The organism is Runella sp., assembly GCF_027484545.1.
Lineage (GTDB): Bacteria > Bacteroidota > Bacteroidia > Cytophagales > Spirosomataceae > Runella.
In genome coordinates this window covers 1-16724 of sequence record NZ_JAIXST010000119.1, presented here as the reverse complement: position 1 = coordinate 16724, position 16724 = coordinate 1, and the positions used below count along the sequence as shown (strand labels likewise).

General features: G+C 44.2%; 14 protein-coding genes. 3 read left to right on the top strand and 11 right to left on the bottom strand.

What is annotated here, in order from left to right:
• Nucleotides 1-486 precede the first annotated feature (486 nt).
• From Q0081_RS10240 to Q0081_RS10225, 4 genes are all read right to left on the bottom strand, one after another.
• Entirely contained in the window at nucleotides 487-1251 is a 765-nt protein-coding gene (locus Q0081_RS10240; RefSeq protein WP_298352353.1) for a bacteriorhodopsin-like, read from the bottom strand.
• Nucleotides 1252-1620: 369 nt separating this feature from the next.
• Complete coding sequence (locus Q0081_RS10235; RefSeq protein ID WP_298352350.1) at nucleotides 1621-1812, bottom strand: hypothetical protein; 192 nt, start codon at nucleotides 1810-1812, stop codon at nucleotides 1621-1623.
• A gap of 124 nt (nucleotides 1813-1936) precedes the next feature.
• On the bottom strand, nucleotides 1937-2797 hold the full coding sequence (locus tag Q0081_RS10230) for a Brp/Blh family beta-carotene 15,15'-dioxygenase (protein WP_298352347.1): 861 nt from the start codon (nucleotides 2795-2797) through the stop codon (nucleotides 1937-1939).
• On the bottom strand, nucleotides 2794-4026 hold the full coding sequence (locus Q0081_RS10225; RefSeq protein WP_298352344.1) for a lycopene cyclase family protein: 1233 nt from the start codon (nucleotides 4024-4026) through the stop codon (nucleotides 2794-2796). Before Q0081_RS10225 ends, Q0081_RS10230 begins: the two co-directional genes overlap by 4 nt.
• A 314-nt stretch (nucleotides 4027-4340) precedes the next feature.
• On the opposite strand from Q0081_RS10225, the gene Q0081_RS10220 reads away from it, so the two are divergent.
• From Q0081_RS10220 to Q0081_RS10210, 3 genes are all read left to right on the top strand, one after another.
• On the top strand, nucleotides 4341-5744 hold the full coding sequence (locus tag Q0081_RS10220; RefSeq protein ID WP_298352341.1) for a Gfo/Idh/MocA family protein: 1404 nt from the start codon (nucleotides 4341-4343) through the stop codon (nucleotides 5742-5744).
• A 108-nt stretch (nucleotides 5745-5852) separates the two neighbouring features.
• Nucleotides 5853-8624 carry a DUF1553 domain-containing protein gene (locus tag Q0081_RS10215; protein WP_298352339.1) on the top strand — a complete coding sequence of 924 codons (2772 nt, stop codon included), beginning with the start codon at nucleotides 5853-5855 and terminating at the stop codon, nucleotides 8622-8624.
• Nucleotide 8625: 1 nt separating this feature from the next.
• Nucleotides 8626-10101 carry a DUF1501 domain-containing protein gene (locus Q0081_RS10210; protein WP_298352336.1) on the top strand — a complete coding sequence of 492 codons (1476 nt, stop codon included), beginning with the start codon at nucleotides 8626-8628 and terminating at the stop codon, nucleotides 10099-10101.
• Nucleotides 10102-10290: 189 nt separating this feature from the next.
• Here Q0081_RS10210 and Q0081_RS10205 read toward each other — a convergent pair whose 3' ends face one another.
• From Q0081_RS10205 to Q0081_RS10175, 7 genes are all read right to left on the bottom strand, one after another.
• Complete coding sequence (locus Q0081_RS10205) at nucleotides 10291-10749, bottom strand: hypothetical protein (protein ID WP_298352332.1); 459 nt, start codon at nucleotides 10747-10749, stop codon at nucleotides 10291-10293.
• A gap of 240 nt (nucleotides 10750-10989) precedes the next feature.
• Complete coding sequence (pth, locus tag Q0081_RS10200) at nucleotides 10990-11550, bottom strand: aminoacyl-tRNA hydrolase (protein ID WP_298352329.1); 561 nt, start codon at nucleotides 11548-11550, stop codon at nucleotides 10990-10992.
• Between the two features lie 15 nt (nucleotides 11551-11565).
• A complete protein-coding gene (hslV, locus tag Q0081_RS10195) occupies nucleotides 11566-12108 on the bottom strand; it encodes an ATP-dependent protease subunit HslV (RefSeq protein ID WP_298352327.1) in 543 nt (180 codons plus the stop codon).
• Nucleotides 12109-12224: 116 nt separating this feature from the next.
• A complete protein-coding gene (locus tag Q0081_RS10190) occupies nucleotides 12225-13889 on the bottom strand; it encodes a pyruvate dehydrogenase complex dihydrolipoamide acetyltransferase (protein WP_298352324.1) in 1665 nt (554 codons plus the stop codon).
• Between the two features lie 89 nt (nucleotides 13890-13978).
• Nucleotides 13979-14569, bottom strand: a complete 591-nt coding sequence (locus Q0081_RS10185) for a Uma2 family endonuclease (protein WP_298352321.1) — start codon at nucleotides 14567-14569, stop codon at nucleotides 13979-13981.
• An 11-nt stretch (nucleotides 14570-14580) separates the two neighbouring features.
• Nucleotides 14581-16368, bottom strand: a complete 1788-nt coding sequence (gene lepA, locus Q0081_RS10180; protein ID WP_298352318.1) for a translation elongation factor 4 — start codon at nucleotides 16366-16368, stop codon at nucleotides 14581-14583.
• Between the two features lie 153 nt (nucleotides 16369-16521).
• The coding region (locus Q0081_RS10175) for a hypothetical protein (RefSeq protein WP_298352316.1) at nucleotides 16522-16724 on the bottom strand (203 nt) is incomplete at its 5' end.

Sequence of the window (16724 nt, the reverse complement as noted above, 5' to 3'; positions counted from 1 at the left end):
TTTGAGTAGCTAACTGGACTTGAAGTTGCGATATGTGTTCTTTATCTGTCAATGGGCAATGGTAAACCTTTTTATTCAATTTAACTAACATGACTCAGAACCTGAGTCGTAACTAAAATTTTTCTAATTTTTTGCGAATTAACGTTGTTAATTCCCGTTCGATAGGGAGATTTACTAAGTACTTACTCACAAAAATATTTTTGTCGATTTCTGTTAAAGCGCATTTTACAGATTTTTTACCTTTTTCGGTACAAAGTAATACTATTTCTGATTTACGATTGCGGACGAGCTCCGCGCGCCTTTAATTTATAAAGTACTGATAATCAATAGGTAATTCTATAAAAATACGGCATTTCAGCATTGAGTCCGTATAAAATACCGATAGTAGATTGGGGAATAAGGGAGTGAAAAAACAAAAAAGTGTAGCCTTGTTATGGGGCTACACTTTTTTACCTTAAACCCTAATTTTACCTTCAAAAACTACATCTAAGCGCCCACACCCTTCGCTTTGGCGGATTCGGTAGCATTTTTAGCGATGCTATATACAACTAGGCCAAAACCGATTTTGTTGACGGCATCAGCAATGTTGTACGCTAAATCGACGGGTGAACTTTTGGTTAAATCCATTCCAGCTACAAGACCGCTCAAGAGGTTACCCGGAAGCAGCATGTAACCAATTGGGTAAATAGCCCAGCCCACAAACGTAAACCAACGCAATACATTGTAGCCATCCTTTACCGCTTTGCTGTCTGAGGCAGCAGCTACTTTTGAAGCTTCACCCATGTAGACTTCATAGATGATCGCAGCCCATCCAAGGGTGGAAATGATTCCCCAAAGTACATTAGACTCAGGACTTACGGCTTCACCGATGTAGCCCGCAACCAGCATCACAATTGAACCTAACAAAAGTCGGACAAGCATACCGCTTTTTGCGCCGGCCGGACGCAGAATCAGGTAATACTCAATACACATCAACGGTACTGTCAAAGTCCAGTCAATGTATCTGAATTGCGTAGGCGATGTGTGGGTTTCGAGCCATACACCCCTCATGTAAAAATAATGTACTGCGGCAATGAACGTAATCAAAGCAGATACCAGTAAGGAGGTTTTCCACTTGTCGGCTACGGTGCCGCGCTCAACAATAAAGAAAATAGAAGCGGCCAACATTGACATGTAGCCCGTGAAAAAAGTAAAACCGATGTAGTCACCTGCGGCGAGTGCACCGTCTAAGAGAATGTTTAACATTTGCATTACAATAAAAGGTTTAGTGATGATGTTGTTTGAGATTTGTTTCTCACAGTATCAAAGCAAATTTAGGATTAAATTGTTTTATTTTAAAAAAAAAAAAAAAAAAAAATTTAGAAAGCCTTTGACGTATATTGTTCGGATGAGCTCAATTAGGCTCGTCTATTATCTACAAAAAATATTTTTTGTAGACAATAAGTCATTGCCCCGTCTTATTAAACATCCTAACTTTACAGGAGCTTGTTTAAGGAGACGGGTTTTCTTCGGTAATTCTATTCTTTCAATGGGATTTAAGATTTGGCCGCTCAAAAGCGGAATGGTTTTATAAAAAGAACATATTTAACGCTTTAGGTTAAATAAATTCCCCTATACCACTTATGGTTGGTCAGTAGTAGCTGATTGTTTAATGACCGAACGAATGACAAAAAAACTTGCCAATGCCAGAACAATGTACAACACATGCGGTACTTGAAACATGCGTTTAATCTGATAGCTGGTATTATGAAAAACCACAAATACTACCATCAAAACGTATAGATACGGAGATACAATTTTTAGAAATTTCATATTTTTTCTTTTTTTTGTGATGTGTAGATTAAACGGAGTATTTTAGAATTTTGTTCAGAAATTTTATTTATTAAACAAAATAAAAATTCTTTAAGGGATTTCCCCCCCTCAAAATTGGCCTTTTTTAATGAAATTCCCCGTAAAGCCGGTGCATGACCACAATATGAGGCAGGGTGATGAGGGACAGGAGAATAAAGGCTTCACCAACCGCAAAACCCCGAAAATGAATATATACTCCAAAACCGGTCAAGGCCAAAATACCAAAGGGGAAGAGGGCTAAAATGAATTGTTTGAATGTGCCTTTTTGCGTTGTTTTATAATACATAAATTGGTGTTGGAGAGATTGGAGGGAATGCCAAAGGCAGAAGACCACAATAAAGCCAAACAGTAAGGGCGTAAAACAATACCAGGCAGTTACCACCGCCCATTGCAGGGCATATCGCGTCCAAGTTTGGCGTTCGTAACGCAACAAAGCCCCTAAATAAAGGACAGTAAAGGCTGTTGCGATACCCCAACGCCCTGCTTGAGAGATGTGAATATCTACGCTTTTGCTGCCAACCATCGTCCCAAAAATTCCAAGCGCTTCTTCCCAATGCAGCAATACCGGAAACGCCAGGAGCCATATTCCCCAAAGTAAAGAGGGCAAATACCAAACCGAGGGGTTCTCAAAGTTTGATTGTCCGAAATGATGGAGAGAAATAACAAAGAAAATGAGCAAAGCGGCTGTTGGTGCTACCCACCAAACGGCCAGATAGGCACCCATCGAGCCCAGATAAATTCCCACAAATGCCAATAAACCCATTAATGTAGTACTTTGACGGTACAAGTGGTCATTTGCTCCGTGGGGAATCCCAACGCTACACAGCAACACACCACAGATGGCCGCTTGCCCCGCCGCATTCCAATCTAAGAGCCAAAACAGCCCGATAAGCAGGCCTTGCAGAAGGCACTGGAACGTAAATAAAGTGGATTGTGCGTATTTCATGCGTTGAAATAATAAGAGATTAAGCTGCGAAGGAATAACCCGATGGGCAAGCGGATAAAAATCAGCGTTTCTTCCCAAAGGTTGGTTTCTTCATCCAAAAATCGTAAGATACGAGACACGGGCTGAGTTTCAAAAAGGCGTTGAAATACGGCTTTACCGCGGTTGGGGTATCGGAATAAAATTTGCAAAAGTAAATGGTCATAAAACCGAAATCGCCGCGACCGCCGCATCGTGGGCAGAGGTTTGTTTTCTTTAAGGGCAGAAGCAAGGGCTTTCCCGTAGGCTTGCATTCGCTGAAATCCGTAGCCAGTGGTGGGCTTGAGGGCTCCGCCCAAAGTACCGAGGTAAATGAGCCGCGTTTGGGCATTCAGGTACTTTCGTTGCACATCAAATTGGGGTGTCATGGGAATAACTCCTACTTCTTCTTCCAAAATTTGATAGGAGATATTTTTTTGGAGCATATATTCACTCAATGCCGCCTCAGCTTCATCTCGCGTGAGCGGATGCTTGCCAAATCGAGTTATTTCGACCAACGCTTCGGTAGTGGAAAAGGGCAGCTCGTACATAAATTGGGTACTGCCGTTTTGGGCTATGTCAAATCGCATGAGGCTAGCACAAGTATCGTCAAATACAGGCTCACCCGTTCGGACTCGCCATCCTACAAAGGTTTGCCACAGGATAAGTGCCTTTTTTTTTCTTTTTTGATTCCCTAAAAACGCAGAAACTACATTGGAAGAAGTTGGTTGAACATTCCTTTGGGCAGGCAGTGCCGAAATAAATACTCGACTACTCCACCAGGTATCGTTAGTGGTTTTTACCACAACGTTCGCAGGTTGCTCATCAATTTCTACCACGGTCATTGTGCGCCAGGTAATGTTGAGGCAACCCGCTAATTGTTGTCTGATGTATGTGTAAAAATCGGCACTCCGTACGTGATAATACGAGTAAGGAGATAAATCACTGCGCTGTGAGAGGTCGTGTGGATTGAAAATAGAAGACCACGATTTGCTCACAATTTCGTCAGGCTCCAATGGTGACGCTGCCCAATAACACCAGGTTCGGTCGTTTTGCTTTGTTGAATCACTTTCTACGATACACAAAAGCCGGGTTTCCAGCAACCCCTGTTGATAGAGGGATAAGGCTAACCAAAGACCGGAGGCCCCCGCACCCACGATGGTATAATCAAAAAAAGGCAATGTCTGCGGCGAAACGAGGGGGTGGGTGGGCATGGTCTAACCTCAGTGGGTTGATTTTCGGGTCAACAGGGTTGCCAACTGAATTTTGGGTATATTTTCTATGACGAAGTTAGCTCCTGAAAATTCACAACATTTTGTTATTTAATATTGTTTAATAAAAAGTTATAGCAAGAAAAGACTGCAATTTTTGCTGAAATCCTATCACCTCTTTTTTTATTTTTTAAATTAATTTATTAATTTGCTTCCCTGTTTTAGAAGTAGGATTGCCATATCGGATAATCACTCCAAATCGGCCATCGTATATCAACAATCGACCATTTGTTAACCTTCAAACCTCTCCCCATTTCATGAAAAATCTTTTAGAGCGGCGTTCCTTTTTGAAAGCTACGGCCGCCATAGGTTCTGCTTTAGGCTTGCCTTTTGTTTCCAAGGCCAATAACAATTCCATTGAAGCACAGATTGCACGTTCCAACGAAGTACCCAAAGCTGCTGGCAAATCAGTAATTGGTCTTAAAGGTGCTCCTATTGCCCAAGTACGAGTCGCTTTTATTGGGGTCGGAAATCGGGGTTCGGGACACGTGAAGTTGGTACACGCCTGCGGTGCAAAAGCCAAAATCGTGGCCGTGTGTGACATTCAGGAACGTTATACCAAAAGAACCAAAGACTGGTTGGAGTCAAAAGGGGTAACTGACGTAGCTTATTATCATACCAAAATTGATGCGTGGAAAGAAATGTGCCGTCGCGACGACATTGATTTAGTCATCATCGCGACTCCTTGGGAAGACCACGTCCCTATGTGTGTGTATGCCATGCAGCAGGGTAAACACGCCGCCACCGAAGTGCCCGCGGCTTACACGCTTGAAGACTGCTGGAAATTGGTGAACACCGCCGAGCAAACGCAGAGAAATTGCATGATGCTCGAAAACGTATGCTACGGTGACGAAGAGCTTTGGTTGCTAAATATGGCGCATCAGGGTCTTTTTGGAACGCTTACGTACGCCGAATGTGGTTACATCCACGACCTGCGCGAGTTGCTTTTCTCAAAAACAGAATACTACAATATGTGGCGTATTCGTCACAACCTGACCCGCGACGGAAACCTGTATCCGATGCACGGCCTTGGTCCCGTATCGCAGTATATGAACATTGACCGTGGCGACCGCTTCAATCACTTGGTTTCGATGAGCAGTTTGGAAGCAAGTTTGAGTGAAGATTCAGGAACAATGACCGACGCCACCAATGAGTTTCATAATCGTAAAGGATTTAAAAAAGGCGATATGAATAATACCTTGATTAAAACCCATTTAGGGCGTTCAATTTTAGTTCAGCACGATATCGTTACGGCACGCCCTTACAGCCGCATCAATATGTTGGCTGGTACGAAAGCCTTCCACATGGGCTATCCAAGTCATTTTTCCAAAAAAGGACAAGGGCATGGATTTCTGAAAGACGAAGAATACAAAGCACTCCGAGAGCAATATAAACACCCGATTTGGGCTAAAATGAAGGACGAAATAGAGAAGAACGGCGGTCATGGCGGAATGGACTTTGTGCTGATTTATCGCCTGATTGATTGCTTTAATCGCGGTACGTCGTTGGACATGGACGTTTACGACGCGGCTTCGTGGTCGTCAGTCACTCCGCTTTCGGCGCTTTCTATTCAGGGCGGTAATGCTCCTGTCAAATTCCCTGATTTTACCCGTGGACGCTGGAAAGAAGAGCGTCAATTGGGAATGTTGGTGAATGTATAACAATAAGTAAAATCGTTGGTTCCCTGCGTTTTAGTGTAAAGTAAAATTGCGTCCATTTCGGTTAACAATTTCTTCTAACCGTAATGGACGCAATAGATTCTTAAACTCATGACTTTCCTCAATAAAGCGTTACTCGCTACGTCTTCCTTATTTGTTTTAGGATATGGTTATCACACTTTTTTTAGCGAAAAGGTGGATTTCAATACGCAAGTAAAACCTATTTTGAACAAAAAATGCCTCTCCTGTCACGGAGGTGTCAAAAAGGCAGGAGGGTTTAGTTTATTGTTTGAAGAAGAAGCACTTGGTAAAACCAAATCCGGCAAGCCTGCGATTATTCCTGGAGATGCGGACGATTCGGAGTTTATTACCCGACTCAGACACTCAGACCCCGAAAAACTAATGCCGAAAAAAGGCGATCCCTTGACCGATGAAGAAGTTCAAATTCTGACGGACTGGGTAAATCAGGGGGCTGTTTGGGGGAAACATTGGGCGTATAAAACCGTAGAAAAACCAGCAGTTCCCACGGCTTCTGTGTGGGAAAAGTTGACGGGAAAAAATAGCTGGGCCGCTACTGATATTGACCGTTTTGTAGAAGAAAAATCCAAGCAACAGGGCCTTAGACACGCCAAAGAAACCGATAAAGCTACCCTGCTGCGCCGCGTAAGTTTGGATTTAACGGGTCTTACTCCGACGGAAAAACAATACCGACAATTTTTAACGGATAAATCTCCCAAAGCCTACGAAACCTTTGTAGATTCTCTTCTGAAATCTCCTGCTTTTGGCGAGAAATGGGCGGCAATGTGGCTGGATTTGGCGCGTTATGCCGATTCAAAAGGCTATGAGAAGGATGATTCTCGAAACATCTGGCGCTACCGTGATTGGGTCATTAAGGCGTTTAACGACAATATGCCTTACGATCAATTCATCACTGAACAACTAGCGGGCGACTTATTGACCAACCCCAACGGGCAGCCTCCTTCCGAAAGTCAGTTGATTGCGACGGCTTTTCACCGAAATTCAATGAACAATGATGAAGGAGGAACTGATGATGAAGAGTTCAGAACGTCAGCGGTATTGGACCGGGTCAGTACCAATTGGGTAGCGTTCAATAGCACTACGTTTGCCTGTACGCAATGCCACAGCCACCCTTATGACCCGTTCAGGCACGAGGAGTTTTACAAATACATGGCGTTTTTTAACAATACCCGCGACGAAGATGTCATGGACGAATCGGCGCATTTGCGGTTTTTTGAGGAACAGGACCAAAAGAAATTAGACGAATTGACGGATTGGCTGAAAACCAATGTTTCGGAGAAAAAAGCCCAACAAATGTCGCATTTTCTCCGAACGGTAGAGCCGCGCATTTATGCCCATAATTTTGACAGTTTTAAGAAAGGAACCTCCGAGCCGAGTTCATACATGGGAATGCAAAACGGCGGTACGTGTCGGCTGAAAAGCGCACCCGTAGTGGGCAAACAAAAAATGCTGATTTCGTACGCAACGGCTCAAAAAGGGGGAAGCATTGAAATAAAACTTGACAGCTTGAATGGTCAGACGCTTGCCGTTGTGAAATTGGATACCGCGAAAGGACGTAATTTTTGGAACGGACTTACCCTGCTCAAATGGGTGGATTTGCCCGTTTTCAAGACTCGAAAAGATTTGCATTTCATTTTCCGAAACCCAACCCTCAAATCCGAAACCCAAGACGTTTGTTTGATGAATTGGGTGATGTTTTTGGAAGAAGATTTACCGGGCAGAGGTAAACCGGACTATGAAAAACAACTTCGTGCTTACAACGAGTTGTTGCTGACCAAGACCGAAAATGTACCCATTTTACTGGAAAACCCGGTTGATTTGAAGCGCACGACGCGAATTTTTGAACGAGGAAGTATGTTTTCGCCCACCAGAACCGTAGAGGCAGACGTGCCGCATTCGCTGCATCCTTTTCCCAAAAATGCCCCGCGTAACCGCCTTGGACTGGCGCAGTGGATTGCTTCCAAAGACAATCCGCTCACGGCCCGAACCATGGTGAATCGGGTATGGGAGCAACTGTTTGGTACCGGTTTGGTCGAAACTCTCGAAGATATGGGTTCGCAGGGTTTTGCCCCCACGCATCAAGAGTTGCTGGATTTTCTGTCGTATCGTTTTATGCACGATTTAAAATGGCAACTGAAACCGTTGCTTAAAGAAATTGTGCTTTCATCTACGTATCGCCAAGATTCACACGCTACCGACGAATTGTTGGCCAAAGACCCTTCCAATCGTTACCTGGCACGCGGCCCTCGGGTACGTTTGACGGGCGAGCAGGTGCGTGACCAAACTTTGGTAGTGAGTAATTTGTTGAGCCGAAAAATGTACGGAAAACCCGTAATGCCGTATCAACCGCAGGGAGTTTGGCAAGCCGTGTACAGCGATGCCAAGTGGCAATTGAGCTCGGGAGAAGACGCGTATCGCCGCGCGGTTTACACTTATATTCGGCGGTCGAGTCCGTATCCGAGTATGCTTACGTTTGACGGCTCTACGCGCGATGTGTGTTTGGCCAGAAGAATTAGGACCAATACACCTTTGCAGGCTTTGGTGACACTCAATGATACTGCTTTTGTGGAAATGGCCCAACGATTTGCCCAACGCATGGAATTTGAAGGTGGAAAAACGGTAGGCGAGCAAATCAAAAAGGGCTATTGGTGGATGACTGGGCATGACATTCCTCAACCCAAAGAACGCATCTTTGAAAAACTCTACCAAGAAGCCTTGGTACGTTTCAAAAAAGACCCTAAAAAACAGGAAGAGTGGATGTGTAATTCAACTCCTGAATCGGCGGCTTTGGCAGTAGTTTCCAACATCATGTTGAACATGGACGAATTTATAACGAAGGAATGATATGAAGCTCCAACAAGAACTCCAACTTGAATCAGCGTTGTTTGAAACACGGCGACATTTTCTGAAACAATGCACCTCGGGATTGGGCATGATGGCTTTGGGCACAATGTTTGGGGGATGCGGAACGGAAAAAAAAGCAGGTGCTCCTATCCTAACTGGCCCGCTGGACCCGAAAATATCTCAATTTGCGGCCAAAGCCAAGTCGGTGATTTTTATGCACATGTGCGGCTCGCCGTCGCAATTGGAATTGTGGGATTATAAACCTGAACTGACAAAATTGGATGGGCAGCCCTGTCCGCCTTCGTTTTTGGAAGGTAAAAAATTTGCCTTCATTCGGGGAGTACCTGATATGTTGGGTTCGGTAGGACAATTTAAGCAACATGGGCAATCAGGCGCTTGGATGTCTGACTATTTTAGCTATTTGCCTTCGGTTGCCGACGAAATGTCGTTTCTAAAGGCTATGTACACCGACCAGTTCAACCACGCACCTGCGCAGTTGTTTATGCACACAGGCAGTGCGCGATTGGGACGTCCTTCGATGGGTTCGTGGGTCACCTACGGGTTAGGCTCTGAAAATGCGAATTTGCCGGGATTTGTCGTGCTTACGTCGGGAGGCAAAGCACCTGATGCAGGTAAGTCGGTGTGGGGAAGCGGATTTTTACCTTCGGTGTATCAAGGTGTTCAATGTCGGTCGGAAGGCGATCCTGTACTTTTTCTGAGCGACCCAGGCGGATTAGACCGCGATTTACGAAAAAAAGCCATTGACGCCCTTTCGGAAGTCAATCGTCAGCAGTACGAAGAATTCAAAGATCCTGAAACGCTGGCTCGGATTGCACAATATGAAATGGCGTTCAAAATGCAGGTTTCGGTGCCTGAAATAATGGACATCAGTAAAGAACCTGAGTACATTCACGAACTGTATGGCACCGAGCCTGGAAAAGCTTCATTTGCCAATAACTGTTTGCTGGCCAGAAAATTAGTGGAAAAAGGCGTTCGTTTTGTCCAGTTGTATGATTGGGGTTGGGATACCCACGGCGATGGCAAAGGAACCTCGCTGGAATTTGGACTTCGAGATAAAGTAAAACAAATTGATAAATCCATGACTGCCTTGTTGTTGGACTTAAAACAACGGGGAATGTTGGATGAAACCTTGGTGGTGTGGGGAACAGAATTTGGTCGGACGCCGATGCAGGAAAACCGCAACGGTAAAAAGATGCCTTTCAAGGGCCGTGACCACCATACCGATGCCTTTACCTGTTGGATGGCGGGCGGAGGAGTGAAAAAAGGGTTTAGTATGGGAGAAAGCGATGAACTGGGCTATTTCGGTATCAAAGATCGAACACATATCCACGATTTGCAAGCCACGATTTTGCATCAATTAGGCTTCAATCACGAAGAATTTACCTATGAGTTTCAGGGAAGAAATTTCCGCCTGACAGACGTTTCGGGAAAGGTGATTCAGAAAGTAGTTGCTTAAAGTAAGGTCGGCGAGGGCTGGCCCGCAACGGCGTACCGTGCCCCCGTTCCAAACCTCGCCGACCTTTGGCCTTATAAAAAGATAAAGCCCCGCTATCGTGAGCGGGGCTTTATACTGACTATTCCTAAACCCTTAACCTTTTCTACATGAAAAAACTAATTCTCTTTATCTCTCAATTTTCGACTCTTCTTAAAAACCGTTCAGTGAACTGATTGGCTCTGCTTGACTTTGGGCTTCTTCTTTTGGTGTCAGACTATCCCAGTCCAGATTCCAGAGAAAATTGATATTGTGTGATGTCTTTTTTAAACTTTCAAGCCAGCTTTTCGCACTTTCGTCCGTACTGTTACTCATTGCGTGGCTCAAAAGGTGTACTGCACTTTTGAATTGTCTTTGCTTTTCAGGATTTACATTCAAAAACTTAGACGGATTGTTGTTGTAATAAGTCACTATTTCTACAAAAAATTTCCATTCTTCTTGTTCAGTAAAAGGCGTATATTGTTCGTTGATATACAACTCAAATGCCTTTTGTTGGGCGTTTACCAGCGCAACTACTTTCGTATTATTGCTGGATTTGTTATTTTCTGCTGCTTTTGATTCGGTGCTCTTTACTACAAATGCAAATATAATTAAGTAAACTTTGAATTTCATAATAAAGTTCAATTTGCTTTTGCTGATTGAACGATACAAAGGTCGGGAGAAATTTTATATATCCAAATTTTGGTTTTCCATCAATCGGAATATTGTTTTGTGTAATGTTCTAATAATAACCGTTTTGTAAAAGTAAAAAGAATGTAATGTTAAATTATTCAGAATTTTATTCTGATTAGAATAATACTATGTTGATAAAAATTTTTTTATCAAAAAAATAAAATTCTTTAAAAAGTACAATCATTGATTGAAATTATTCATGGCTTGATTTATGCCTAAAGTACAAAAACTAAGTACAGCGTCGCCTGCACGGTCTAAATCAATGAGTAATTCCTCTAAATTATTTTCGGGGAAATTGCTTAAAACATACTTAACCTGTTGTCCACGAGGGAAATCACTGCCTACCCCAAAGCGCAAACGGGCGTACTCCTGAGTGCCGAGTAACTCTTCAATGTTTTTCAGGCCGTTATGCCCTCCGTTAGAGCCTTTGGGCTTAATTCGGATTGTTCCTTGCGGCAATTGAATTTCGTCCGTAATCACCAATACATTTTCGACCGGGACTTTGTACGCATCCATGTAGTAGCGCAAGGCTTTTCCGCTCAGATTCATGTAGGTAGTGGGCTTGATAAAATAGATTGGACGGCCTTTGTACTTGAATTCGGCGGTATAGGCGAGTTTTTGCATGGTAAACTTGAAGTCATTCTGCGCCGCTAATCTGTCCAATACCATAAAACCGACGTTATGTCGGGTAAGTGCATATTCCGGCCCGATGTTTCCGAGGCCAACGATAAGGTATTTCATGGATAAAGGTTTATTTTACTCTTTCACTTTTTCTACCACCAAATTATGATTGGTATAGATGCAAATATCCGCCGCGATGTGAAGGCTTTCGCGCACCATTTCTTCAGCAGTAAGTTGGGGGGCATGTTTTTTAAGGGCTAATGCTGCCGCTTGGGCGTACATAGAACCCGAGCCTATAGCTGCTACTTGATTATCGGGTTCCAATACATCTCCTGTACCTGAAATAACAAGCATCTCGCCTTTGCCAGCTACAATCATCATCGCTTCAAGGCGGCGTAAAAAACGGTCGGTACGCCAATCTTTGGCCAGTTCAATCGCTGCCCGTTTTAAGTTGCCTCCGTAGGCATTCAGTTTTTCTTCAAAGCGTTCCATAAGCGTAAACGCGTCGGCAGTAGAACCGGCAAAACCTGCGATTACTTTTCCTCCTGCCAAACTCCGGACTTTACGGACATTGCTTTTGGCAACGGTGTTACCCATGGTAGCTTGTCCGTCGGCGCCTAAAACAACTTCGCCGTTATGAATGATACCCACTACAGTAGTGGCGTGAATTGCTTGCATAATTGTATTGAAAATATTCTGATTTGATAGGAAACAAACGATTGGCAATAAAAAATCCCTCTCCTACAAATAGTATTAGGAGAGGGATGAAGGTCGGCCGCTGCCGTAAGGCGGTGTTATACTAACATTCCAAGCGGATTTTCTAACAATTTCTTAAATGTTTGTAAGAAGGCAGAGCCCGTTGCACCATCTACCGCGCGGTGGTCGCACGAAAGCGTTACTTTCATGATATTGGTAGGATAGATACTGCCATCTTCTTTAAACGCAGCTACTTTCTTGATACCTCCCACGGCCATGATGCACGAATCAGGTGGGTTGATGATGGCGGTAAATTCATCAATGCCGAACATTCCCAAGTTAGAAATAGAGAATGTATTTCCTTCCCAATCTTTTGGTTGCAGTTTTTTGTCTTTGGCTTTCGCGGCCATTTCTTTTACTTCACCCGCAATGACTGAAAGTACTTTTTTATCAGCATCGCGCACCACAGGCACGAGCAAGCCTTCATCTACCGCTACTGCCACGCCTATGTTCACGTAGTTGTATTTACGGATTTTATCACCTAACCAAGAAGAGTTAACGGCAGGGTGTTGCTTGAGTGCCAACGCCGCTGCTTTGATTACCATGTCATTAAAGGATATTTTGACCGGACTTACCTCGTTGATTTTACCGCGCAATTCCATGGCTTTATCCATCGTGATTTCCATCGTCAAATAGAAATGCGGTGCGGTAAATAAGCTTTCGCTCAAACGACGGGCAATGGTTTTGCGCATCTGTGATACAGGCGTATCTTCGTAATCGCCTGCCGATGCAGTGGCCGGAGCCGGTGTTGGTGCCGATTTTTCTGCCTGTGGTGCCTGAACAGGTTGCGCAACGGGTTGAGGAGCAGCAACAGGAGATGCCTGAGCTGCATCAATATCTTTCTTTACGATACGTCCACCTTCACCGGAACCGGTGATTTTGGTCAAATCGACATTTTTATCTTTAGCCAATGCTTTCGCTAATGGAGATGCCTTGATACGGGAATCGCTGCCATTATCGGAAGCTTGCGGTGCCGAGGCGGCAGGTGCCGGAGTTGCTTCGGGAGCGGCTACAGCTGCTGGGGCCACAGGTTGACCTCCGCCACCTAATAAGGCTTGGAAATCAGCGCCTTCTTCACCTACAATGGCAATGATGCCATCAACAGGCACTGCTTCACCTTCCTTAGCTCCTAAGTACAACAAGGTGCCGTCTTCGTAATTTTCAAGCTCCATGGTTGCTTTGTCGGTTTCGACTTCCGCAATAATATCGCCCGATTTTACTTTGTCGCCCACTTTTTTCAACCAGGACACGAGTACTCCTTCGGTCATGGTATCGCTCATTTTTGGCATCCGAACGACCGTTGCGTTCACATTGGCGGCCGGCGCAGGAGCAGCAGGTGCGGGTGTAGCGGGTGCAGATGCTGTAGGTTGAGGAGCCGGAGTGGCAGGTTGCTCACTTGGGGCAGGAGCGGGTGCCGGTTGAGGGGCATTACCACCACCATCAAGGAGGGCTTTGTAATCTTCGCCCGGAGCACCGACGATGGCCATAATGCCATCAATAGGTACAGCAGCGCCCTTTTCTACACCTATGTACAGGAGTGTACCTTCTTGGTAAGACTCCAAATCCATGGTGGCTTTATCGGTTTCTACTTCGGCGATAATATCACCTGATTTTATTACATCTCCTACTTTTTTGTGCCAAGCTGCAATGACCCCTTCGGTCATGGTATCGGACATCTTGGGCATTCGGATTACTTCTGCCATATGAGTGAATATGAATAGGGAATGGTTCCTTTATGTTTAGAGTGTCAAAATTAGTAGAAACACTCAAAAGTCGTTTATTTCTTCAGAAATTAGTTCGATGGTTGTTCATTGAAAATCACTCCGCTGTATAATTCGGCAAGTGGAATTTCGGCTTCTATGGAATTTAACTGCACCATTTGGTCCAATTGCTCATACACCCGGTATTGCCAGGTTTTTTCGTCTATTTTAAAAAATACTTCTACTAACGGAAAGCGTTGTTCAATCAATATATATTCCCTGAAAGTAGGAATCTGACGGTATTTTTTAAATTTCTCGCCTCGATCGTACGATTCCGAACTTTCTGAAAGTACTTCTACTATCAATAGAGGATTTTTAGCTGCTTCGGGATTCTCATCGTAGTATTCTACCGGGCCGCAAATTACTGAAGCATCAGCGTAGCGATATTTTTCTTCGTTAATAGCGATTTTTAGGTCACTGTTGTATTCATTACAAAGTTTTCTCTTTAAAACCTGTCGTAATTCTCCCGTTATATTCGTACTGATTCGGCTATGTGTAGCAGTTCCTCCTACCATGGCAAAAACCTCTCCATCTTCATACTCGAACTTGATGCCTGTTTGGCGCTCAAGTTCGAGGTACTCGGGGATGGTATAGAATTGATGATTATGTTCCAGCAATCCCATAATTCTTGATATTAATTTATCTTCAATACCGCCATAAACGCTTCTTGCGGGATTTCTACACTACCCACTTGGCGCATGCGTTTCTTTCCTTTTTTCTGTTTTTCCAACAATTTACGTTTCCGCGAAATATCCCCTCCGTAACACTTGGCCAATACGTCCTTGCGCATGGCTTTCACCGTTTCGCGGGCGATGATTTTCTGGCCGATAGCCGCCTGAATCGCAATTTCAAACATTTGGCGGGGAATTAATTCACGCAATTTCTCGCACAGTTTCTTACCCCATTCATAGGCTTTGGTGCGGTGAACAATGGCGGAAAGGGCATCTATTGCGTCGCCATTGAGCATTACGTCGAGTTTAATCATATCCGACTCACGATAATCCAGCAGTTCGTAGTCAAGAGAAGCATAACCGCGAGAGATGGTTTTTAATTTATCAAAAAAGTCAAACACCACTTCGGCTAACGGCATCTCAAAGACCAATTCCACGCGGTCAGCAGTGAGGTAATTTTGGTTTTTCAGCAAGCCACGTTTATCCATGCATAATTTCAGAATGCCCCCAATATATTCTGACTTGGTAATGATTTGTGCCTTGATGAAAGGCTCTTCAATCCATTCAATATAATTGGGCTCTGGCATTTCGGAAGGAGCGCTTACTTCGAGCAGTCCACCTTTGGTGGTCACCACTTTGAATTTTACCGAAGGAACCGTCGTAATGACAGTCATGTCAAATTCCCGTTCCAGACGTTCCTGCACGATTTCCATGTGCAACATGCCCAAGAAGCCGCAACGGAATCCAAAGCCCAACGCCGCCGAAGTTTCGGGTTCCCACACTAGGGAGGCGTCGTTGAGTTGGAGTTTTTCCATGGCCTCGCGCATTTCTTCAAACTCGCTGGTTTCAACGGGATAAAGTCCGGCAAATACCATTGGTTTTACTTCTTCAAATCCATTGATGGGTTCTTTAGAAGGCTTGTCAACGTGCGTGATGGTATCTCCCACTTTTACTTCACGGGCTACTTTAATTCCCGAAATCAGATATCCTACGTCGCCGCATTCAACCACCTCTTTGGGTTCTTTATCCAAACGCAACGTTCCGATTTCGTCGGCGTTGTATTCTTTGCCCGTTGCCACAAATTTTACTTTATCTCCTTTGCGGATACTGCCGTTTTGAACACGGAAGATTACTTCAATACCTCGGTAAGAATTAAATACGGAGTCAAAAATCAGGGCTTGAAGTTCGATGTCAGGATTGCCTTTGGGGGCCGGAATACGTTCTACAATAGCCGCTAAAATCTCCTCAATTCCAATTCCTGCCTTTCCGGAGGCGGGAATAATATCGTCTCGGTCGCAGGCAAGTAGGTCTTCCATTTCATCTTTGATCTCTTCAGGCATTGCGCCGGGAAGGTCGATTTTGTTTAAAACGGGGATAATCACCAATCCTTGATTCATAGCCAAGTATAGATTGGAAATAGTCTGCGCCTCTACTCCCTGCGAAGCATCCACCAGCAACAAAGCACCTTCACAGGCGGCTATGGAGCGAGATACCTCGTAACTAAAGTCAACGTGACCGGGCGTATCAATAAGATTGAGGGTGTATTTTTCGCCTTTGTACAAATAATCCATCTGGATGGCGTGGCTCTTGATGGTAATACCGCGCTCCCGTTCCAAATCCATATTATCAAGAAGCTGGGCTTGCATTTGACGGTCAGTAACCGTTTTGGTAAACTCCAACAAGCGGTCGGCCAGCGTACTTTTGCCGTGGTCAATATGAGCAATGATGCAGAAATTGCGAATGTGTTTCATTCAAAAATTTGTATTAAGTAATGGGTATTGAGTAGTGGGTGGATTGGAACAAAAACTGTGCGCAATACTTGATACCAACTACTCAATACCAAAGTAGATTGCAAAATTACGTCAGATTAGCCGAATAACAGCGAATTTGGCAGGATTGTTTGCTCAACACCGCCTGTAAGCCGAATTTTGTGGTTTTATGTCCTCGTTAATAAGAACTATTTTCAGCACCTTAGTACCTGATTCGAGTTGGGTGTACGAATAAATGCAGAGCAATACTAAATTAGCCACAAAAAACGATGGACAAACAAAAAGCGACAGAAATTCTACTTTCCAAGTTAGATGAATGGGAAAAAATGCCCAAGCCT

Coding starts and splice junctions, on each gene's coding strand:
- Q0081_RS10240 (WP_298352353.1), bottom strand. CDS start 1,251: ATGCAAATGTTAAACATTCTCTTAGACGGTGCACTCGCCGCAGGTGAC.
- Q0081_RS10235 (WP_298352350.1), bottom strand. CDS start 1,812: ATGAAATTTCTAAAAATTGTATCTCCGTATCTATACGTTTTGATGGTA.
- Q0081_RS10230 (WP_298352347.1), bottom strand. CDS start 2,797: ATGAAATACGCACAATCCACTTTATTTACGTTCCAGTGCCTTCTGCAA.
- Q0081_RS10225 (WP_298352344.1), bottom strand. CDS start 4,026: ATGCCCACCCACCCCCTCGTTTCGCCGCAGACATTGCCTTTTTTTGAT.
- Q0081_RS10220 (WP_298352341.1), top strand. CDS start 4,341: ATGAAAAATCTTTTAGAGCGGCGTTCCTTTTTGAAAGCTACGGCCGCC.
- Q0081_RS10215 (WP_298352339.1), top strand. CDS start 5,853: ATGACTTTCCTCAATAAAGCGTTACTCGCTACGTCTTCCTTATTTGTT.
- Q0081_RS10210 (WP_298352336.1), top strand. CDS start 8,626: ATGAAGCTCCAACAAGAACTCCAACTTGAATCAGCGTTGTTTGAAACA.
- Q0081_RS10205 (WP_298352332.1), bottom strand. CDS start 10,749: ATGAAATTCAAAGTTTACTTAATTATATTTGCATTTGTAGTAAAGAGC.
- pth (WP_298352329.1), bottom strand. CDS start 11,550: ATGAAATACCTTATCGTTGGCCTCGGAAACATCGGGCCGGAATATGCA.
- hslV (WP_298352327.1), bottom strand. CDS start 12,108: ATGCAAGCAATTCACGCCACTACTGTAGTGGGTATCATTCATAACGGC.
- Q0081_RS10190 (WP_298352324.1), bottom strand. CDS start 13,889: ATGGCAGAAGTAATCCGAATGCCCAAGATGTCCGATACCATGACCGAA.
- Q0081_RS10185 (WP_298352321.1), bottom strand. CDS start 14,569: ATGGGATTGCTGGAACATAATCATCAATTCTATACCATCCCCGAGTAC.
- lepA (WP_298352318.1), bottom strand. CDS start 16,368: ATGAAACACATTCGCAATTTCTGCATCATTGCTCATATTGACCACGGC.